This window comes from Acidovorax facilis, from assembly GCF_050626955.1.
Taxonomy (GTDB): domain Bacteria; phylum Pseudomonadota; class Gammaproteobacteria; order Burkholderiales; family Burkholderiaceae_C; genus Acidovorax; species Acidovorax facilis.
In genome coordinates, this window is the sequence record NZ_CP192460.1 from 5,325,655 (window position 1) to 5,345,783 (window position 20,129).

20 protein-coding genes and 1 riboswitch are annotated in these 20,129 nt (G+C 65.6%); of the genes, 7 read left to right on the top strand and 13 right to left on the bottom strand.

What is annotated here, in order from left to right; translation table 11 throughout:
• On the bottom strand, window positions 1–1,320 hold the full coding sequence (locus ACQ4MJ_RS24500; RefSeq protein WP_431150944.1) for a D-amino acid dehydrogenase: 1,320 nt from the start codon (window positions 1,318–1,320) through the stop codon (window positions 1–3).
• Between the two features lie 91 nt (window positions 1,321–1,411).
• Window positions 1,412–1,533: riboswitch (glycine riboswitch) on the bottom strand.
• A 224-nt stretch (window positions 1,534–1,757) separates the two neighbouring features.
• On the opposite strand from ACQ4MJ_RS24500, the gene ACQ4MJ_RS24505 reads away from it, so the two are divergent.
• The gene (locus ACQ4MJ_RS24505) at window positions 1,758–2,540 is read left to right on the top strand and encodes a 2-keto-4-pentenoate hydratase (protein ID WP_431150943.1); all 783 of its coding nucleotides are present in this window, start codon (window positions 1,758–1,760) and stop codon (window positions 2,538–2,540) included.
• 30 nt (window positions 2,541–2,570) lie between these two features.
• Here ACQ4MJ_RS24505 and ACQ4MJ_RS24510 read toward each other — a convergent pair whose 3' ends face one another.
• The 8 genes from ACQ4MJ_RS24510 to ACQ4MJ_RS24545 all read right to left on the bottom strand — a co-directional run bounded on the left by ACQ4MJ_RS24510 (window position 2,571) and on the right by ACQ4MJ_RS24545 (window position 8,525).
• Window positions 2,571–3,065 (bottom strand): YXWGXW repeat-containing protein, encoded by a 495-nt coding sequence (locus ACQ4MJ_RS24510; RefSeq protein ID WP_121421379.1) that lies wholly within the window; start codon window positions 3,063–3,065, stop codon window positions 2,571–2,573.
• A gap of 181 nt (window positions 3,066–3,246) precedes the next feature.
• Window positions 3,247–3,789, bottom strand: a complete 543-nt coding sequence (locus ACQ4MJ_RS24515; RefSeq protein ID WP_121508377.1) for a YXWGXW repeat-containing protein — start codon at window positions 3,787–3,789, stop codon at window positions 3,247–3,249.
• A 187-nt stretch (window positions 3,790–3,976) separates the two neighbouring features.
• Complete coding sequence (locus ACQ4MJ_RS24520; RefSeq protein ID WP_431150941.1) at window positions 3,977–4,357, bottom strand: hypothetical protein; 381 nt, start codon at window positions 4,355–4,357, stop codon at window positions 3,977–3,979.
• A 52-nt stretch (window positions 4,358–4,409) separates the two neighbouring features.
• Entirely contained in the window at window positions 4,410–4,835 is a 426-nt protein-coding gene (locus tag ACQ4MJ_RS24525; RefSeq protein ID WP_431150939.1) for a DUF6463 family protein, read from the bottom strand.
• A 12-nt stretch (window positions 4,836–4,847) separates the two neighbouring features.
• Entirely contained in the window at window positions 4,848–6,167 is a 1,320-nt protein-coding gene (locus tag ACQ4MJ_RS24530) for an ABC1 kinase family protein (RefSeq protein ID WP_431150938.1), read from the bottom strand.
• Complete coding sequence (locus tag ACQ4MJ_RS24535; protein ID WP_431150937.1) at window positions 6,154–6,717, bottom strand: DUF2867 domain-containing protein; 564 nt, start codon at window positions 6,715–6,717, stop codon at window positions 6,154–6,156. Before ACQ4MJ_RS24535 ends, ACQ4MJ_RS24530 begins: the two co-directional genes overlap by 14 nt.
• Window positions 6,714–7,616, bottom strand: a complete 903-nt coding sequence (locus tag ACQ4MJ_RS24540; protein WP_121421374.1) for a TetR/AcrR family transcriptional regulator — start codon at window positions 7,614–7,616, stop codon at window positions 6,714–6,716. The genes ACQ4MJ_RS24535 and ACQ4MJ_RS24540 overlap by 4 nt, the downstream gene beginning before the upstream one ends.
• Window positions 7,617–7,793: 177 nt before the next feature.
• Window positions 7,794–8,525: a helix-turn-helix domain-containing protein gene (locus ACQ4MJ_RS24545; RefSeq protein ID WP_055401999.1), complete on the bottom strand. Its 732-nt coding sequence runs from the start codon at window positions 8,523–8,525 to the stop codon at window positions 7,794–7,796.
• Between the two features lie 136 nt (window positions 8,526–8,661).
• Between ACQ4MJ_RS24545 and ACQ4MJ_RS24550 the strand changes: the two genes are divergently transcribed.
• The 3 genes from ACQ4MJ_RS24550 (at window position 8,662) to ACQ4MJ_RS24560 (ending at window position 12,074) form a co-directional block, all read left to right on the top strand.
• Window positions 8,662–9,522 (top strand): hypothetical protein, encoded by an 861-nt coding sequence (locus ACQ4MJ_RS24550; RefSeq protein WP_431150936.1) that lies wholly within the window; start codon window positions 8,662–8,664, stop codon window positions 9,520–9,522.
• 75 nt (window positions 9,523–9,597) lie between these two features.
• Window positions 9,598–11,538, top strand: a complete 1,941-nt coding sequence (locus ACQ4MJ_RS24555) for an MFS transporter (RefSeq protein ID WP_431150935.1) — start codon at window positions 9,598–9,600, stop codon at window positions 11,536–11,538.
• Window positions 11,535–12,074, top strand: a complete 540-nt coding sequence (locus tag ACQ4MJ_RS24560; RefSeq protein ID WP_431150934.1) for a hypothetical protein — start codon at window positions 11,535–11,537, stop codon at window positions 12,072–12,074. Before ACQ4MJ_RS24555 ends, ACQ4MJ_RS24560 begins: the two co-directional genes overlap by 4 nt.
• 40 nt (window positions 12,075–12,114) lie before the next feature.
• On the opposite strand, the gene ACQ4MJ_RS24565 is transcribed toward ACQ4MJ_RS24560, so the two are convergent.
• Together ACQ4MJ_RS24565 and ACQ4MJ_RS24570 are read right to left on the bottom strand one after the other, a co-directional pair.
• The gene (locus ACQ4MJ_RS24565) at window positions 12,115–13,113 is read right to left on the bottom strand and encodes a Bug family tripartite tricarboxylate transporter substrate binding protein (protein ID WP_431150933.1); all 999 of its coding nucleotides are present in this window, start codon (window positions 13,111–13,113) and stop codon (window positions 12,115–12,117) included.
• Between the two features lie 110 nt (window positions 13,114–13,223).
• On the bottom strand, window positions 13,224–14,240 hold the full coding sequence (locus ACQ4MJ_RS24570; RefSeq protein WP_176887273.1) for a 1-aminocyclopropane-1-carboxylate deaminase: 1,017 nt from the start codon (window positions 14,238–14,240) through the stop codon (window positions 13,224–13,226).
• 160 nt (window positions 14,241–14,400) lie between these two features.
• Here ACQ4MJ_RS24570 and ACQ4MJ_RS24575 point away from each other — a divergent pair, with 160 nt between their 5' ends.
• Window positions 14,401–14,916 (top strand): Lrp/AsnC family transcriptional regulator, encoded by a 516-nt coding sequence (locus ACQ4MJ_RS24575; protein WP_431150932.1) that lies wholly within the window; start codon window positions 14,401–14,403, stop codon window positions 14,914–14,916.
• Window positions 14,917–14,932: 16 nt separating this feature from the next.
• Here ACQ4MJ_RS24575 and ACQ4MJ_RS24580 read toward each other — a convergent pair whose 3' ends face one another.
• Window positions 14,933–15,835 carry an EamA family transporter gene (locus ACQ4MJ_RS24580; RefSeq protein ID WP_431153140.1) on the bottom strand — a complete coding sequence of 301 codons (903 nt, stop codon included), beginning with the start codon at window positions 15,833–15,835 and terminating at the stop codon, window positions 14,933–14,935.
• Between the two features lie 187 nt (window positions 15,836–16,022).
• On the bottom strand, window positions 16,023–16,934 hold the full coding sequence (locus tag ACQ4MJ_RS24585; RefSeq protein WP_218301500.1) for a LysR family transcriptional regulator: 912 nt from the start codon (window positions 16,932–16,934) through the stop codon (window positions 16,023–16,025).
• 154 nt (window positions 16,935–17,088) lie between these two features.
• Here ACQ4MJ_RS24585 and ACQ4MJ_RS24590 point away from each other — a divergent pair, with 154 nt between their 5' ends.
• Together ACQ4MJ_RS24590 and ACQ4MJ_RS24595 are read left to right on the top strand one after the other, a co-directional pair.
• Window positions 17,089–18,753, top strand: a complete 1,665-nt coding sequence (locus ACQ4MJ_RS24590) for a DUF1302 domain-containing protein (protein ID WP_431150931.1) — start codon at window positions 17,089–17,091, stop codon at window positions 18,751–18,753.
• 14 nt (window positions 18,754–18,767) lie between these two features.
• Window positions 18,768–20,120, top strand: a complete 1,353-nt coding sequence (locus tag ACQ4MJ_RS24595) for a DUF1329 domain-containing protein (protein ID WP_431150930.1) — start codon at window positions 18,768–18,770, stop codon at window positions 20,118–20,120.
• Window positions 20,121–20,129 lie beyond the last annotated feature (9 nt).

Genomic DNA, 20,129 nt, shown 5'->3' on the forward strand with positions numbered 1-20,129 from the left:
TCAGGCCGCGGTGCGCGACGGCACCAGCGCCGCTCCTGCTGCGCGCCCCTGCAAGCCCTGGAACGCAAAGTCCACCTCGGGCACGCGGCCGCTCACGATGTCGGCCAGGGCCTTGCCCGAGCCGCAGGCGTGCGTCCAGCCCAGCGTGCCGTGGCCGGTGTTGAGGAACAGGTTGCCCACTTTCGTCTTGCCGATCAGCGGCACGTTGCTCGGTGTAGCCGGGCGCAGTCCGCTCCAGAACTGGGCCTGGCTCGCGTCGCCCGCGCCAGGGAAGAGCTGCTCCACACGCCGCACGATGGCCTCGCAGCGCACCTGGTTCAGGTGGCGGTCGTAGCCGTTCAGCTCGGCCGTGCCTGCAATGCGCAGGCGATCACCGCCGCGTTCGCTGGTGTAGCGCGAGAACACGAGCTTGAACTCGTCGTCTGTCAGGCTCACTTGGTGCGCCTTGCTGGCGTCTTTCACCGGCATCGTCACCGAGTAGCCCTTGGCCGGGTAGATGGGCAGCTGGATGCCCAGCGGCTGCGCCAGCAGCGGGCTGAACGAACCCATGGCCAGCACAAACGCATCGCCGCGCACGCGCTCGAAGCGGCCTTCGGCATTGGTCACTTCCACATGGTCGATGCGGCCGCCTGCCTTGCGCAGTGCGGTGATGTGGTGGCCCATGCGGAACTGCACGCCCGCCGTCTCGCACAGCTTGGCCAGCTCGCGCGTGAACTGGTTGGCATCGCCCGATTCGTCCTCGGCCGTGTAGGTGGCGCCCGCCAGTTGTGGGCGGATGTGGGCCAGCGCTGGTTCAAGGCGCACGGCCTCGTCGGCGCTGATGACCTGGCGCTCGCAGCCCAGCTGGCGCATCTGCTCGGCCGGGGCCAGCGCGCCGTCGAATTCCTTTTGGTTGGTATAGAAGTGGAGGATGCCCTGCGTGCGCTGGTCGTACTGGAGGCCGGTTGCCGCGCGCAGCTGCTGCAGCGTGTCGCGGCTGTAGGTGCCCAGGCGCACGATTTGCTCGATGTTGTGGCGCGTGCGCGCTGGCGTGCAGTTACGCAAAAAGGACAGGCCCCACAGCCACTGGCGCATGTCGGCGCGGATGCGGAACAGCAGAGGCGCGTCCTCCTTGCCCAGCCACTGCAGCACCTTGAGCGGCGCACTGGGGTTGGCCCAGGGCTCGGCGTGGCTCACCGAGATCTGGCCGCCGTTGGCAAAGCTGGTCTCGGCACCGGGCGCACCCTGGCGGTCGATGACCGTGACCTCATGGCCAAGTTGTTGCAGGAAATAAGCCGAAGTCACGCCGAGCAAGCCGGCGCCCAAAACGATCACGCGCATTTTTGAAGCCTTTTAAGGGTTCAGCGCTTGATGGATATACGTTGGCAGCTATTGATTCAATAGCAAGCAGCCAGCGCGCGTCCGCCAAGCTGCCGCTCCCCCTGTCCTTGGTACCTGAGAGATTCACCGCGCTGCCCACATGGCACGCGGTTTGCTCCTTCGGTGCGCCTCCACGCTGCTGACAGGTGGTGGCGGCTCTCCAGACGGCTTTGATAAATGGTGCAGTACGGGACCTGAGCGTGTATGGGAGTTTGCGCCTTCGGTGCAGCGGTGGGCCTTGTGGCCTGCCGTGCTCTCCTGCGGGGGCCATTCTAGGAGGGTGCGGGCGGCGGTGGGGTGTTTGGGGCGGCTAATGGGTGGCAATCGTTGCTGATGCTGGCGGCGACATGGGGTCGCCATAATCCGGCGATTTGACCCACCCCCAGGACGCTTTCCCGATGCCCGATACCGCCTTTGACCCCTTCGCCAGCGCCGCCGTGATCACCATGGCGCGCCAGGGACGCACGCCCCGGCCGCTGGATCTGCCCGCTGCATTGCGCCCTCGCGATGCGGCCGAGGCCTACGCCGTGCAGGACGCCGTATTGCGTGAGCGCGGCGAGGTCGCGGGATGGAAAGTGGGCGCCGCGTCGCCCCAGGCCCAACCCGCGCGTGCGGCGCTGACCCGCGACTCGGTGTGGGTGGAGCAGCCTGGCCAGGAGGTCAACTTGTCGGCCACAGGCTTTGCCGTTATGGGGGTGGAGGCGGAGCTGGTGTACGAACTGGGCGCAGACCTGCCCGTACGCGCCACGCCCTACAGCGCGGCCGAGGTGCTGGCCGCCATGGTGTCGGTGCGTGCCGCCATTGAGGTGTGCGACACGCGCTTTGCCGCCTGGGCACAACAAGGGGATTGGAGTCGCCTGGCCGACCAGGCCTGCCATGGGGCGCTGATCGTGGGTTCGGGTTTGACCGACGTGGCTTCGGTGCAGCCCCTGGTGGAAGGGGTCAGCCTGTCGGTGAACGGATCGGTGGCCGTGCAGCACGCCACCTGGGCCAACCCGGCGGGCGACCCTCTGCGGCTGCTGGTGTGGCTGGCCAACGAAGGCGCGCGCAGCCTGGGAGGGCTGCGCGCAGGGCAGTGGGTGACCACCGGGTCGTGCACCGGCACCGTGATGGTGGCTCCGGGCACGGTGGTGGTTGCCGACTTCCCTGGTGTCGGTCGCGCCGAGGTGAAATTCGACTGAACCGTTACGAGGATCGTGGAACGCGGCAGATCAGTTGCGGCGCGGGTTGTCCGGCTGGCTGTCGCGGCGGTTGGACACGCCGTCACCGTCGCGATCACGGTCGTTGCGGTTGGAGATGCCATCGCCATCGCGGTCCCGGTCGTTGCGGTCGGCAATGCCGTCACCGTCACTGTCCCAGCGGCCCCGCTGCATTTCCCAGCGGCCATCGCGCTCCACCCATTGGGGCTGCCGGTACTGGTAGCCGCTGCGCGCTTGTACCCAGTGGCCCTTCACCCAGCGGTGGCGGTTGCCGCGCCATTCCCAATGGCCTTGTTCCCACACCTGGCCACGGCGTGGGCGCGGCACGGCTTCGTACCGTGGGGGTGGGGGCGCGGGAATCACCTGGTAGGTCTGCGTGGGCTGGTACCCACGCTGTGGTTGGTCGGACTGAATGACGACGGTGCCCTGGATGGCCGCGTGTGTCGGTACGAGGGGCAGCAGTGCCATCAGGGCGATGGCGGCTGCGGTCAGTGTTTGGCGGGTCATGGTGGTCTCCGGGGTGATTCCTGGCGGAATCGGTCTTTGCATGGTGGCGGCCTGGTGCGCGGCGCCACGTAGGTGCTCAGCGGGGGCGGGCGTAGGCCAAAGGGGGGAGTGGGCGCGGGGCTCGCGAGCCTCCGCGCTCCTTCAGCTGTTCAATCGTTCAATCGTTCAATCGTTCAATCGTTCAATTGCGGTAGGGGTTGTCCGGGCGGCGGTCGTGCCGATTGGGAACGCCGTCTCCATCACGGTCGCGGTCGTAGCGGTTGGACACGCCATCGCGGTCTCGGTCGTGGTGATCGCGGTCGTAGCGGTTGGGAACACCATCACCATCGCGGTCACGGTCATAGCGGTTGGGGATGCCGTCGCCATCACGGTCCCAGCGGCCGGGGCGCAGGTCCCACCGGCCGCCGTGTTCCACCCAGCGCGGCTCGCGGTAGTAATAGCCAGGGCGGGCCTTGACCCAGTGGCCCTGGACCCAGACATGGCGGTGGCCGCGCCAATCCCAATAGCCGGGCACCCACACCATGTTATGCCGAGGGCGGGGCGCCACTTCATGGCGGGGGGGCGGTGGTGGGCCGTATTGCACCACCATGGGCGCTGGCGCCTGGTAGTGGTGGGGCTGCCCCGACTGGATGACAACGGTGGCGCTGGTCTGTGCCTGCGCCACCGTTGCGGCGCCCAGAGACAGCAAGGCGATGGAAACAGCGGCGAGTGCATTGCGGGCCATGGTGATCTCCTCAGAATGATTCCTTGCGGAACCGGAGACTTCATGGTGCAGATGCTGCGTCAAGCCGGTGTAGGCGAATTGCGAAGTCTTGTGAAGTTGTGTTTCCTGCAGCAGGAGCAGCAGCGGTTTCCGTGATTTTTCTCACACTTCCGGCAAGCTGCCCACCCCGTGAACATGGTGCGGCCCTTCAGCGCCACCACACCAGCGCCGCCACCACGAGCAGGGCAAACCAGGCAGGGTGTCGGCCCTCAGTGGCACAGAACACCAGCACGCCGCTGGCCAGCGTTGCGACCCCGGCCACATCGGCCACCCAGGCTCCCAAGTCCGCGTCCAGGGGCGCGGTCCCCAGGCGCCACATCAAGGCGCTCAGGGCCCAGCCCAGCACGGTTGCCAGATGCCAGGTGCCCCACAGAATGCGCACCTGCCACTCCCGCAGCACGGGCCGTCCGCCGGTGGGCACGATGCCCTCTGTGCGCAGGGTGCGAAACACCAGCAATTCACCCAGCACCGAGTGCGCAACACCCACCAGGGCGAGGCCCCCGGCTGCCAGTACCAGCGCAGTATTCATGGACAGTTTCTAGTTCAATCAGGATGGCCGTGGAAGGTGCAGACGCGGCGCATCAACCGCCTTTTTCGCCTTCAGCGCTTTGGGGCCAGCACAGCGCCAGCGCGGGCGGCAGCGCCAGCCAGAAACCGGAGGAAGGCATGAGCACAATGCCCAGCACCGTGAGTGCCAGCAACCCGGCACCCAGCCCGCGCAAAGGAACGGGCGCCAGGGCAGCGTTGCGTTCTGCCAGCAGGATGGCCCAGCCCAGCAACGCGAACAACACGCCGAACAGTACAAACCAGACCACGGCGCCCACGGCCGGGTCTTTTTGTACGCTGTTGAAAACGCCGCGCCGCACGATCTCCTGCAGCTGGGTCGGAAACACGACGGCGGCATACAGCGTGTGCAGCACCGCCACGGCCAGCATCCACTGGCCCTTCCAGCGGTTGCGAAGCGGTATGGCCGTAGAGCGAGGGGAGGGGGAGGTCAGGGAGGTCATGTGGGTGGGGTCCTATGAAGGAAGAAGGGCGGGGCAATGCGTGTGGACGCGCGCGCCCAGCCCCGTAAGCAGGTGCATGAGGCCCATCCACATGCGCTCAAACGCGGGCATCTCGCCGGGCACCTGCACCAGGTGCTCGCCCAGCATGCGCTGGTGCCGTCCGGCGGTGATGGGTGGCGGCGTCTTGACGCCAAAATCGAAAACCGGTTGCGTGAAGGGCTCCATCTGCCAGGCCTGCATGTCAGCCAGTGCGGGCGCGAGTTCGGCGGTGTAGGCCGGCACGGTGAGGCTGGCGTTGACGAGTCCGAGTGCCTGGTAGGCCTGCAGCACCAGCGCGTCTCGCTGTGGGTCGGTAGGAGGGCGCAGCAGTGCGGACCATGCTTTTGTCACCTGGGTGCGAAAGTGCTCCGACAGGCTGCGCGTGCAGCCAAAGTCCAGCACGCCCACGGTGCCATCGGGTGCGAACAAGAAATTGCCCGGGTGCGGATCGGCGTGCACTCGGCCCAGCACAAAGAGGCAGTGCATGAACCAGTCCCACAGGTGCTGCCCTGCCAGGTCGCGTTGTGCCTGCGTGGGCTGCGAGGCCAGCCAGTCCTGCAGATGCTGGCCCGGCAGAAACTGCTGTGTGAGCACCTGGGCCCGGGTGTGCGACAGGATGGGCTGGGCCAGCACCACGCCTGGCAGCGCCGCGTGCTCTGCGAACCACTGCAGTTGTTCGGCCTCCTGCAGGTAATCTACCTCGCGCAGCAGCGTGGCCTCGATCTCGGTCATCACGCTGTCCACCACGGTGTTGGCGGGCAGCGGCATGTCGGTATGGGCCAGGGCGCGCAGCGCGGCGCGCATGAGCTGCATGTCGCTGGTGATGGTGGCGGCGATGCCGGGGTACTGCACCTTCACGGCCACCGTGCCGTGGTCTGCCAGCTGCGCGCGGTGCACCTGGCCCAGGCTGGCGGCGGCGAAGGCGGTGGGTTCGAAGTGTTCAAACAATGCCTCGGGCTCCTGCCCGAAAGCTTGGCGGAACACGCGGCCCACCAGCGCGCGGTTGAGTGGCGGGGCCTGGTGGTGGGCGCGCGCCAGCTCTTGCCGCACACCGTCGGGCAGCAGGCCGGGGTGCATGCTGAGCAACTGCGACACCTTGAGCGCCGAGCCCCGCAACTGGCCCAGCGCGCCAAAGAGGATGCGGCCGAGGGCGGCTTCGTGGTCGGCCTGCGCTTGGGCAGATGGCGTGCGCACGCGGTGCCCCAGCTGGGCCATCCCGATGCGCGCGGCAGCGATGCCCGTGATGGTGCCGCGCGCCAGGCGGCCGGTGCGCGGCGGTTCAGTGCGTGCCATGGTCTGCCAGGCGTTGCACCATGGCCCGTGCAATGCGGCGGTGAAAGGGGGTCACCACCGCCATGTAGGCATGCCCGAGCGTGTTGTGTATGTGCACCACGGTGCTGAGCACCATGGTCGGCGGCCCAGAGGTCTCGGTCCGTCCGCTGTGCTTGGTCAGTGCAACCTGCACGTCGAGGTGCCTGTCGTCCTGGCCCATCACGACTTCGGTGTCGCTCAGGTGGCGGATGCGGAAGATGCCCACGCGGTCGCCCACACGGTAGCTGCTGGCCTCGCGCAGCGATCTGCCGCTGGCGGGGGGGTACCCATCGTGCAGTTGCCCCAGGTCCTTCAGGCCCACCAGCCGCACCAGCTTGTTGCGCACGGTCATGAGCATTTGTGTCCAGCGCGGCGTGCGGGCCACCACGTCCAGCCAGGCCTGCAGGGCGGTGTGGGATGGCTGGCCGTCAGCCACCTCGTAGGCATCAAAAAAATGGGCGCCGGGCAAGCTTGCATGGATGGCGGTGCCTGCGGGCACCTGCGTTTCGCGCACGGTGGGGGCGGTGTTCATGCGGACTTCCTCTTGCGTGGCGTAGCGGCAGGCTTGGCGGTGGTGCTGGGGGGCGGGGCTGGGTTGGCCGCGCGTGGTTTGCGCGGCGTACGGGGCGGCTTGGAAGGCTCTGGCGCTGCGGGTGAACCGGCGTTTGCCGTGTGGGCCTGGTGTGCCTGGGGAGTGCTGTAGGGCGCGCTGGCCATGGCCTGCTTGGCCAGCTGCAGCATCCCCATGAGGCCGCTGCTGTGCTGCACCATGCGGGCCATCTGGCTGCGCAGCACAAAGCCGCCCAGTTGCAGCACGCGATTGACGAGCCCGCCACGCAGTGCCTGCACCAGCACACCCAGCGAAAGGTCCACCAGCTGCGTGGTGTCGGCAAATTCGTCGGAGGTGTCGGCCAGCCAGTAGGTCACCACACCGGCTAGGTAGTCGGTGTAGAGCCCACCCGCCATGCCTTTGAAGTCGCAGGGCTCGATCTCGCCGCTGGCCTCTGCCGCTTCGAGAAAGCTGGCGACGGCCTCGCGCAGGCTCTGGCGCGCCGCCAGGGGCTCGGCCAGCATCGACAGCGGCGAGCGCCGCGCCAGACTGCGCACCTGGGCTACAAATTCGCGGTCGGCCAGCAGGCGCTCCAGCACGGCGTCGGTCAGGCGCTGAAGCTTTTCCTGCAGCTGATAGCCCGCGAAGCCTGGCGTCTGCAGGGTTTCGGCCAGCGCTTGGTGGACCACATCGTCCAGGTAGCCGAGCACGATGCGGTCCTTGGTGGGGAAGTATTTGTAGATCGTGGCGTCGCCAATGCCTGCTGCACGCGCGATGTCTTTCATCGTCGTGCCGTCAAAGCCCTGGCGGGTCATGAGGTCCACCGCGCTGGCCACGATCTGGCGGCGCGTGGCGTCTTGTTGCTGGCGGGTGGTTTTCATTTAACTATCTTTAAATAAACAAAATTTGTTATTTAAAGAATAGTATTTTCTGTTTGTTGCGTCAAGCAGGGGTGGCACAGCACAGCTGCTAGCGCTGTGCTCAACTCATAAATTCAGGGTGTTTTTGGCCTCTGGCGCTTTTGGTAAAGCGCTGATAGCTATCAAAATAAGAGTAAATCAGCGCCGCATGGACGCAAACGCCTCAAACTCCCAGCTGCGCATCGCCAGCAGCAAGGTGTAGCCCTCGCGCTCGCGGTCGGGCAGCTTCTGGTCGGCCAGGTGCTGCTGGGCAAAGTCCTGGGCCACGCGCTGCATGCGCTCCATGAACGCTGGGGCCAGGCTGCGGCTGATGTTGCCGTGCACCAGCAGCACGCCTTCGCCCGCGCCGTCAAAGCCGCCCGCGAAGTAGTCCAGCAACGCGTGGTCACGAAAGTAGTTCATCACCGGGCCATGCGGGCGCCAGCGAAAGGTCTTGGCCAGCTTGAGGCGGTAGCGGTTCAGTGGCCGCAGCTCGATGATGCCGATGCGGTCGAGCTGTGCGAGGTACTTGATGCCCTCGGCCTCGGTGAGGCGGTAGGCGGTGGTCACCTGCTCCAGCGTCCATTGGCTGAGCACGCAAATCGCCATCAGCAGCAGTTTCTTGTCGCCCACCACGGCTTTTTCCTGCTCTTGCGTCAGCTCTTTCAACAGCGGCTGTTCGTCGGCCACACGCCGCGCCAGATCGGCAAAGTCCAGCGCCAGTGCGCGGCAGATGGCGTCGATGCGCGACAGCGGCATGTCGCCCTTGGCCAGCATGCGCTTGACGCTGGACTCGGCCATGCCCAATGCCAACGCCAGGTCGGCGTAGGTCATCTGCGCGGTCTTGAGTTCCTTCTTCAGGGCGGTGACGAGGTCGGCGGTCGTGCTCATGGGCTTTGGCTCCTTGGTATCAATTATCAATACCTGAGGTGGCTTTGGTAGCCCTCTGAGCGACTTTCTGGTGTCCAGGTGACTGCGGCTTAACACACTGCGCGGCAATCCCCACTCATCCACGGATGTGACGACTATGACCTCTCTGATTTCTCTCCCCACCCGGCGCCACAAGCCCGCGACCCGCGCTGAAATGGCTCTCGTGCTGGGCGCGGCCGCGTTGCTGGCGCTGGCCTTGTTCGGCCCGGTGCTGCCCGCCAGCGCACACCAGCATGGCTTTGCCGACCAGCGGGCGCTGTGGGGCATTCCTTGCGCGGTGGATGTACTCAGCAATCTGCCGTTTGCCATCGCAGGGGTGTGGGGTCTGTGGGCGCTGCGCCGGTTGGCGCCAGGAGCGCTGGATCCCACCTCGCGCGCGCTGGCCGCCCTGTTTTTTGCGGGGCTGCTGTGTACGGCCGTGGGCTCCAGCGTTTACCACTGGCGACCGCAGGATGCGGGCCTGCTGTGGGACCGGCTGGGCATGGTGCTGCCGTTTGCAGGACTGCTGGGGCTGGCTGCCAGCCGCGTGAGCGAACGGGCAGGCTGGGCCATGGCGGGGGCGGTGCTGCTGGCGGGGCCGTCGGCCGTGCTGTGGTGGGCACACACCGGCAACCTGATGCCCTGGGCCGTAGTGCAACTGGGCGGCATGCTGGTGGTATTGGCGCTGGCCTGTCTGCCTCGGCGCGATGGCGCGCTGGCGGTGCACTTGGGCGCGGTCATTGGCCTGTATGCCGTGGCCAAGTTGTTCGAGGCGGCGGACCACGCGGTGTTTGATGCCACCCACCAGTGGGTGTCAGGCCACAGCATCAAACATGTATTTGCTGCTGGCGCCGCCTGGCCCGCGCTGATGGCCCTGGCGGCATTGCGCAACAGTGCTGCACGGAGCGCGCCGCACGTCACGCTGTCCGGGCAGAATGGCGCCCACGCCGTGGGTGTTGCCCGCAGATCACGCGCATGAAGAGCCATGAAGGCGCATGAAGTGCGGGCACGGAAAATTCCAACAAGCCAACCCATCGGAAACGAGGAGAAACGCATGCACCCCGAGACTCCCTCAGCCAGCGCGGCGCCAGTGCCGACGCATGAGGACCCGAACCAGTTCGCCCTGCTGCGCCAGCGGCGATTTGCGCCGTTCTTCTGGACGCAATTTTCTGGGGCGGCCAACGACAACCTCTTCAAGTTCGCGTTCACCGTGATGGTGACCTACCAGCTCAGCGTGTCGTGGCTACCGCCAGCGATGGCGGGGCTGGTGATTGGTGCGCTGTTCATCCTGCCGTTTTTGCTGTTCTCGGCAACCTCGGGGCAGCTGACCGACAAGTACGACAAGACAAAGATGATCCGCTTCGTGAAGAACATGGAGATCGCCATCATGCTGGTGGCGGCCTTCGGGTTCATGACGGACAACGTGCCCGTCTTGCTGCTGTGCACCTTTCTGATGGGGGTGCACTCCACGCTGTTCGGCCCCGTCAAGTTCGCCTACATGCCCCAGGTGCTCAACGAACGTGAGCTGACCGGCGGCAATGGCATGGTGGAGATGGGCACCTTTGTGGCCATCCTGCTGGGCAACGTGGCCGGTGGCCTGCTGGTGGCCGTCCCGGGCATTGGCCACACCACGGTGGCCGTGGCCTGCGTGGTGGCGGCCCTGGCCGGGCGCGCGGTCGCGCAGTTCATTCCCTCGCTGCCCGCCACCGACCCCGGCCTGACCATCAACTGGAATCCCTTCACGGAAACCTGGCGCAACCTGAAACTGGCGCACGAGAACGTCGCAGTGTTCCGCTCGCTGCTCGGCATCAGCTGGATGTGGTTCTTTGGCGCCGTGTTTCTGAGCCAGTTTCCGAGCCTGGCCAAGGAGGTGTTGCACGGCAACGAACAGGTGGCCTCGCTGCTGCTGGTGGTGTTCTCCATCGGAATCGGCATCGGCTCGCTGCTGTGCGAGGTGCTCTCGCGCCGCCATGTCGAGATCGGCTTGGTGCCGCTGGGCGCCATCGGCATGAGCGTGTTCTCCATCGACCTGTACTTCGCCTCGCGCAGCCTGCCCCCTGCCGAGATCATGGGCCTGGCCGCCTTCATGGCCCAGGGCGCGCACTGGCGTGTGATGCTGGATCTGCTGCTGCTGAGCCTGTTTGCGGGCCTGTACAGCGTGCCCATGTACGCACTGATCCAGATGCGCAGCCAGCCCACGCACCGCGCACGCATCATCGCGGCCAACAACATCCTGAACGCACTGTTCATGATTGCCAGCTCGCTCATCGCCGGTGCCTTGCTGGGCGCGGGCTTCACGGTGCCGCAGATCTTCCTGTTCACGGGCATCGCCAACGCGGTGGTGGCGTTCTATATCTTCATGCTGGTGCCCGAGTACCTGCTGCGGTTTGTGGCCTGGGTGTCGTCGCGCTTCGTGTACCGCTTCAAGGTGCAGGGCGACGAGAACCTGCCTTCGACGGGCGCGGCCATCCTGGCCTGCAATCATGTGAGCTTTGTCGATGCCGTGTTGCTCATGGCGGCCAGCCCGCGCCCCATCTACTTCGTGATGGACCACCGCATCTTCCGCGTGCCGGTGCTGGGCTGGCTGTTTCGCCTCGCCAAGGCGATTCCGATTGCACCCTACAAGGAAGACCCCAAGACTTACGAAGCCGCTTTCGACCGCGCCGCGCAGGTGCTGCGCGAGGGCGATCTGCTGGCCATCTTCCCTGAAGGTGGAATCACCAAGGACGGGCAGCTGCAGGAGTTCAAGGGCGGCATCATGAAGATCATCGAGCGCGCGCGCGCAGAGGGTGTTGAAGCCCCGGTGATCCCTATGGCGCTGACCAATTTGTGGGGCTCGTACTTCAGCCGTATCGAGCAGGGCGGCGCCATGGTGCGACCGTTCCGGCGGGGATTTTTCAGCCGTGTGGGGCTCAATGTGGGCCGCCCGGTGGCATCGACGCAGGTGCAGCCCGCGCTGCTGCGCACCCAGGTGGCGGACCTGCTGCAAGCATGAGCCGCGATGAATCCTCCAACGCCGCAGCGGCAGCGGCGGACCACGGCGCATTGACGGACCGCATCCTGGCCTTCCTGCGCAGCATCGGCCTTGCGGTCTGCGAGGCCGAGGTCCCCGAAGGCAGTTTTCTACCCGGCGTCCGCATCGAGCGGGGTGGCCTGCGTGTGGACCGGGCGCGGCTGCGCTGGCCTGGAGACCTGCTGCATGAAGCTGGCCACCTGGCGGTGGTACCCACGGCGCTGCGGTCCACCCTGGATGATGCACTGCAGGACCTGCCCGAGGTGGCCCACGGTGGTGAGATCGAAGCCACGGCCTGGGCCTGGGCGGCCACTCGGCACCTGGGGCTGGATTCCGCCGTGCTGTTCCATGACGGCGGTTACCACGGGCGCTCCGTCGGGTTGCGCACCACCTTTGAGCTGGGGGTGTACCTGGGCGCCTCGGGCCTGGCCGCTGCGGGGCTCACCCTGCTGCCCGCGCAGGTCCTGCCGGGCGGAACCCCGGCCTATCCGCACATGCTGGCCTGGCTGCGGGGCTGAGAGTCAAAAAACGCCAAAAGCAAGGGGCCTCGCGCGGCGTTCAATCCGCGCGGATCTGCGCGCGCTGTGCAATTGCACGCATGCGTGGCAACTCGTCTTCGATCTGCGTGAGCACGGCATCGCCCGTGGCGTACGACGGCTCCAGCCCGGCGGCGATGAGCTTGCTGCGGACCTCCGCGTCCGCCAGGGTGTCGGCCAGGGCCTTGTGCAGTTTGGCCTTGGCCTCGGGGGGTAAGCCGCGTGGCGCAACCACGGCCAGCCAGGAGTCGGCCGAGAACCCGGGGAAGCCACTTTCCGCCACCGTAGGCACGTCGGGCAGTTGCGTGGCCCGCGTTGCACCCGTGACGGCAATGGCCTTGATCTTGCCCGCCTTGAGCTGTGGCAGCGCTGCGGCCACGGTGTCGATGGTGAACGGGATCTGCCCGCCCATCAGGTCGCTCATGGCGGGCGCGCTGCCTCGGTAGGGCACGTGCATCACCTTGATGCCGGCGGCAGACCACGTCAGCTCTGCCGCGAAGTGGCCGGTGGTGCCGTTGCCAAAGGAGCCGTAGGAAAACTTGTCGGGGGCGCGCTGCACCGCCCCGATCAGCTGCTTGAGATTGCCCACGGGCACCTCGCGGTTTGCCAGCAGGATCAGCGGCACGCGGGCCACCATGCCGATGGGCTCATAGCTCTTGACGGGGTCGTAGGGCAGCTTGGCATTGAGCGCCGGATTCACGGTGAACGTGGAGCCTGAACTGATCAACAGCGTGTAGCCATCAGCGGGTGCGTTGGCCACGAAGGCCGCTCCGACCACAGTGCCTGCGCCCGCCTTGTTCTCAATCACGATGGGCTGGCCAAGGCGGTCGCCCAGCTTCTTGCTGATCGTTCGACCCACGATGTCCACGGCGCCACCTGGCGGGAAGGGAACGATGAGCTGTATTGGCTTGGCCGGATAGCCTTCGGCGTGCGCCAGCCACGGCGTGCCGAGTCCCAGCCCCGCGAGGGCTGCTGCCAAGTGGATCACGCTACGCCGTCTGTCGATCTGCAAGCACTTCATGGGGCACTCCTTGGAGGGGAAAAGCGTCACCCTCCAGCATCGAGGCCAGGGCCACTCAGATCAACGACAGCCCGGCCAGCGGTGCCAGCTGGTGCTGCTCGCTGGACGCATCAGCCGTTGCGAAAAAGAAAGCTGTAGGCGTTGAGCGCCGGCACCCCTCCCAGGTGCGCATACAACACGCGGGAGCCTTCGGGGAATTCGCCCTTGCGCACCATGTCGATCATTCCGTGCATGGACTTGCCTTCGTACACCGGGTCGGTCAGCATGCCTTCCTGGCGTGCGCACAGGCGGATGGCTTCGAGCGTGCCCTCGCTGGGCAGGCCGTACTCAGGGCCGCCGTAGCGGGTGTCCAGCACCACGTCTTCGGCGGTCAACTCCTGGCCCAGCTCCACGAGCTTGGCGGTGTTTTGGGCGATGCGCAGGATCTGCGCATGGGTCTTCTCTGGTTTGGCCGAGGCATCGATGCCGATCACCTTGCGTGCACGGCCGTCGGCTGCAAAGCCCACCACCATACCGGCCTGCGTGCTGCCCGTGACCGAGCACACGACGATGTAGTCGAACTGGAAGCCCAGCTCCTTCTCTTGCTGGCGAACCTCTTCGGCAAAGCCCACAAATCCCAGGCCGCCATACGGGTGCTCGGAGCAACCGGCCGGGATGGGGAAGGGCTTGCCACCGGCCTTTTTCACATCGTCCATGGCTTGCTCCCAGCTGGGGCGGATGCCGATGTCGAAGCCCGCAGCATCCAGGCGCACATCGGCGCCCATGATGCGGCTCATCTCGATGTTGCCCACGCGGTCGTACACCGCATCGGAGTAGTTCACCCAGTTCTCCTGCACCAGCACGCACTTCATGCCCAGGTGTGCGGCCACGGCGGCCACCTGGCGTGTCTGGTTGGACTGGATGCCGCCAATCGACACCAGCGTGTCGTAGCCGCCTGCAATCGCTTCGGGGATGAGGTATTCGAGCTTACGGGTTTTGTTGCCGCCGAAGGCCAGGCCCGAGTTGCAGTCTTCGCGCTTGGCATACAGGTGCACCTTGCCGCCCAGGTGGGCCGACAGGCGCGGCAGCGGTGTGATGGGCGAGGGGCCGAAGGTGAGCGGGTGGCGGGCAAATTTCTGCAGGTTCATGGCGGTTTCCGGTCGATGAAGAGAAGGCGCAAGCGGGGGGCTTGCAGTGCCTTCATCGTAGAAAAATGCGCGCATCACGTGGTTGCAAAATTTGTTCGAATTTCAGCGTTTATGGTTTATGAAAGAGAATAATGGCGAAAAATGTTTCTTTAAATAATCTATGTGCGCAATAAAAGTTCGTGTCAAGAATGTGCCGCAGGCCGATGTCTCGGCCGAGCTGGACCGCACCGACAAAGCCATCCTGCGCCAGCTGCAGCGCGACGCGTCGCTGTCGAACGTGGCACTGGCCGAGAAGGTGCACCTGAGCCCGCCTGCCTGCCTGCGCCGGGTAGAGCGCCTCAGGCGCCTGGGGCTCATCGACAAGGTGGTGGCACTGCTCAACCCCCAGGCCGTGGGCGCTGGCATGCTGGTGATGATTGGCGTGGTGCTGGACCGCTCCACGCCCGAGTCGTTTGCCGAATTTGAAAAGGCGGCAGCCAAGGTGTCGGGCTGCATGGAATGCCATGTAGTCACTGGCGAGTTTGACTACTTCATGTTGGTGCGCACGCGCGACAACGACAGCTTCAATCGCCTGCACGCCGAGCAACTGCTCTACCTGCCAGGCGTGCGGCAGGTGCGCTCATTCATGGTGCTGCGCAATGTGCTTTCGACCACCGAGCTGCCGCTGGCGGTGTAGCGCAAGCCCCATTTCTTTATTGCGCTCCGCGCAGCCGCCCCATCACCGCCGTCCAGGCGGTGCCGCCAAACAGGTTGACCACCAGCCCCGCCATCAGCAGCCCGGCGCCCGCAAAGTGCACAGGCAGCAACTGCTCGCCAAATACCACCCAGCCCGTGGTCAGGCCCACCACGGGCACCAGCAGCGTGAACGGCGCCACGCGGTTCACGGGGTAGCGCGACATGAGGTAGGTCCACAGCCCGAAGCCCAGCAGCGTGGAGATCCACGCGATGTAGGCCACGGCGGCCATGGATTTCAGCGACAGGTTTTGCACCGCTGCCAGCACAGTACCGGGGCCGTCCATCACCAGCGCCAGGGCCACAAACGGCAGGGGCGCCACCAGGCTGGACCAGACGATGAAGGCAAACTGGTTCATCGGCCCATAACGCCCCACGGCGCGGGTCACGATATTGCCGCAGCCCCACAGCGCTGCCGCCGCCACGGTCAGCGCGAAGCCCGCCAGCGGCATGGAGGCCCCATGTGCACTGCCAATCAGCACCAGCCCCACGCCTGCCAGCGCCAGGCCCGCCACCTGGTTGCCTAGCCATTTCTCACGCAACCACCAGGCGGCCAGCAGCAGCGTGAAGAACGACTGCGCCTGCAGCACCAGCGAGGCCAGGCCCGAAGGCATGCCCATGTGGATGCCAGTGAACAGCAGCGCAAACTGGCCCACGGCCATGGTCATGCCGTACAGCAGGTACAACCGCAGCGGCACGTTGGGTGGCTTGACGAACAGCAGCGCCGGAAACGCCGCCAGAAGGTAGCGCAGCGCGCCCAGCAGCATGGGAGGGATGTCGGCCACGCCCACCTTGATCACGGCAAAGTTCAGCCCCCAGACGACGATGACGAGCAGGGCGAGGGCGAGATCACGGGGGCGCAGGGGCAAATTCATGGTGAGGCCGTAGAAGGGTCTGGCTGGATGGGGAGATTGTGCGTGGGCACGCTGGGTGTGGCCGGTACCGATGGGCCGGATATCGATCAAAACAAGACATTTCTCGCGCGCCTCGCGCCTTGCATCCCATCCTGGCAAGGGCCTTGTGCGACCCCGAAAAAATCTTGAACAGGTTCTAAATAAGCGTAGCCACCTCGATCGCGCGCTCGCGCAACCACTGCAGAGCCAGGTCCTTGTCCCGGTGGCGGTGCCATTGAAGGGTCTGGCGCATCACCGGGATTTCCAGGGGGGGCTCCCATACGTGGATGGGCAGCCCGTACTGCAGCGCGCGTTGAGCAAGGCGCTTGTGCACGGTGGCAATGCGTGCTGTGCCGATCACCAGGCTGGGCAGGGATGCGAGGGTGGGCGCGGTGACTTCGATGCGGCGCTTGACGCCAAAGCGCTCCAGAAACCAGCCATCGAACGCGGGGATCTGCCGCGCGCCGGAGTAGTCGGCCACCACATGTCCCGCCGCCAGGTAGTCGTCAAAGCTGAGCTGGCCTTGGATGTGCGGGTTGCCCGTCCAGGTGACGCACATGTATGTCTCCTCGAACAGCGTCATGCTCGGGTGTTTGGCGGACACATATTGCTCGGGGATGATGAGCATGTCGGCCCCGTACTCCTCCAGCTGTTCCACGGGGCGGGCGTTTTGCGCCCGCAGATGCACCTGGACCCCGGGCGCTTCGTGAAACAGCCTCTCGATCAGCGGCTGCATGAACACGGTGGTGGTGAAGTCTGACACCAGCAGCGTGAAGCTCCGGGTGTCGGTAGAGGGGTCAAAGCGGGGCTTCTCAGCGATGGTGCTGTCGATGCGCATCAGCACTTCACGCACCGGGTCCAGCAGCGCCTCAGCGCGGGGCGTCAACACCATCTGACGGCCCTGCGGCACCAGCAACTCATCGTCGAAATACGCACGCAGCCGCGCCAGCGCATTGCTGGTGGCGGGCTGGCTCAAGTGGATGCGCTCACCCGCGCGGCTGATGTTGCGTTCGGTCAGCAGCGCGTCCAGCGCCACCAGCAGGTTCAGGTCGAGTTTGTTGAATCGCATGGGCTACGGGTAAACGTTGATATTCGCGATATCAATTGATGGAATCTGAAAAATCCATTTTTCGAATGCAAGCTTACTCCCTACAGTAGCCACCGAACCGATGTCCAGCCCCTTTGGTCATCAGATTCCCAAAAAAACAGAACGGAGACAAATGATGAAACACTGCCCATCAGGCGCAGTGCGGCGGGGTGCTGCCCAAAGCCGCAGAAGCCGCCTCACGCTGGCCCTTGCCACTCTGGCTGTCACCCCCTGTGTTTCTGCCATCGAGCTGGACACTGGCAACCCCGACTGGAAGCTGCGCTGGGACAACACCGTCAAATACAGCCTCACCGGACGCCTCAACACGGCCTTGCCTGAGTTGTCTTCCGTATTGCCCGTGACGGCCAACCAGAACGACGGCAACAACAATTTCAAGCGCGGCGTGGTATCCAACCGCGTGGACCTGCTCAGCGAGCTGGATCTGACCGGCCCTAGCTACGGTGCGCGCCTGAGTGCGGCGGCCTGGTACGACCAGGCCTACAACAGCCATACGGACAACACCAGCGCCACGTCCAACCACAGCCCTGCGAGCGAGTTTCCGGCGGAGACCCGCAAGCTCATGGGGCGCAAGGCCGAGCTGCTGGACGCCTTTGTGTACGGGCGCTTTGATGTGGCCGACAAGCCAGCCACGGTGCGCCTGGGCCGCCACACCCTGTTGTGGGGAGAGAGCCTGTTTTTTGGCGCCAACGGCATCGCGGGCGGCCAGGCCCCGCTGGACCTGATCAAGCTGCTGTCGGTGCCCAACTCCACCTTCAAGGAAGTGGCCCGGCCGACCGGCAAGGTCTCGGGGCAGGTGCAGCTGTCGTCCGACGTGACGGTGGGCGCGTACCTGAACTACGAGTGGGAGAAGACCCGGCTGATGCCCGTGGGGGCCTACCTCTCGACCAGTGATTCGCTGGGCCCGGGTGCAGAGCGCATCAATGCGGGGCCCACGGGCACGTTCATCCGGCAGGCAGACCTGGATGCCAAAAACTCGGGCCAGGGCGGCTTGCAGCTGCGCTGGCGGGTCGAGTCCATCGACACCGATCTGGGTTTCTATGCCATCCGCTACCACGCCACTACCCCCAGCAACATCAACAACGTGCTGGTGGGCCTGCCTCCCGCGCTGAGGGCCAGCAGCTACCGCTGGATGTACCACGAGGGCGTGCGTGCCTATGGCGCCAGCTTCTCCAAGACGATTGACAACTGGGGGCTCGCGGGCGAAGTCTCAGTGCGCCACAACGCGCCCCTGGCCAGCTCTGGGCAGTCCACGCTGGCCACCATTGGCGTGAATGCGGGCCTCAACAACAACAGCAACCCGGGCTACGCGGTGGGCGAGACGGCGCATGCGCAAGTGTCTTGGATCGCATCGCTGGGCCCTTCGTGGATTTCGCGCGAAGCATCGTTTGTGGGCGAGGTGGCCTGGAACCAGCGCACCAAGGTCACACGCAATGCGCAGATGCTCAACCCCAATGCCGACAAATCGGCCACTGGCGTGCGCATGGTGTATTCGCCCAGCTACCGGCAGGTGCTGCCGGGTCTGGATCTCACCCCCTTCATCGGCATGGGCTACACGTTCGGCGCCTCGTCAGCCGTCGGCCCGGGGTTTGGGGTGGACAAGGGCGGCGACATCAACCTCGGTCTGGCCGGGGTGTACCTGGGCACATGGAACGTGTCGCTGAACTATGTGCATTACCTGGGCAAGGCCGCGCCCACGCTCGATGCCGCCAACAACGCGCAATACAAGCAAGCGCTCAAAGACCGCAACTCGCTGACGCTCTCGGTCCGCACCACTTTCTGATCTGGAACTCTGTCATGAAGTACTACCTGCACATCGCGGGCGCCTGCCTGCTGTCCTCTGTGGCCCTGAGCGCTGCACACGCCGCCGTGAGCGCCGAGGAAGCCGCCAAACTCAAAACCGAGCTGACTCCCCTGGGGGCCGAGCGCGCGGGCAACAAGGAGGGCACCATCCCCGCGTGGAGTGGTGGCTACACCACCCCCATCGCGGGGTTCCAGAATGGCGGGCGCCGGGGCGATCCGTTTGCGGGCGAAAAGCCGCTGTACAGCGTCACCGCCGCCAACATGGCCGAACATGCGAGCAAGCTGACCGAAGGCACCCAGGCCCTGCTTAAAAAATACCCCCAGACCTTCCGGGTCGATGTATACAAAACGCACCGCACCGCCGCTGCGCCGCAGTGGGTTTATGACTACACAGCCAAGAATGCCGTGCAGGCCAAGCTCGATGGCGAGAAGGTCACAGGTGCCTACGGTGGCATTCCGTTCCCCATCCCCAAGACCGGCGAGGAGATCATGGCCAACCACGAACTGCACTGGCGCGGCGAGGCCTGGCAGGCCGACTTCCGGGGCTACCTGGGCACGGCCAACGGCCAGCGCGTGCTGTCGGTGGAGGGGCGCGGCGACTTCCAGATGCCCTACTACGCCCAGGGGCAGCACGACAAGTTCACGGGCGAGTACTGGACCATCCGCCTGGTCAACAGCGGCCCACCGGTGCGTGCGGGCGAGGCCATCACGGGCCGGTCGCACCTGGACCAGGACAAGAGCGCATCGTGGGTGTACCTGACGGGGCAGCGCCGCGTGCGCAAGCTGCCCAATGCCTGCTGCGACACGCCCACGCCTGCCACCGCAGGCGTGGCAAGTTTCGACGAAATCGACGTCTTTGCCGGGCGCAACGACCGTTTTGACTGGAAGGTCGTGGGCAAGCAGGAGATGCTGATCCCCTACAACAGCAACCGCCTGCATACGCCCACCAAGGACAGCGATGTGCTATTGGCCAATCACCTGAACCCCGACCACGTGCGCTGGGAGCTGCACCGCGTGTGGGTGGTGGAGGCCACCCTCAAGCCCGGCCAGCGCCACCAGGCACCCAAGAGCCGCTACTACGTGGACGAAGACACCTGGGTGGCCGTGCTGGGCGACCGCTGGGATGCCAAGGGCCAGCTGTGGAAGACCATCTGGTCCCACCCGGTGGTGATGCCTGACCTTCCTGCCACCACGCCGCAGCAGCAGTGGGGCTTCAACGATCTGATCTCTGGTGCCTGGTATGCCAGCGGCGTGGTCAACGAGCGCAACCAGCACTACAAGATTGTGCCGCGTCGCCCGGACAGCTTCTTCTCGCCCGATGCCATGGCGGGCGAGGGTGTCCGCTGAGCGGGACGG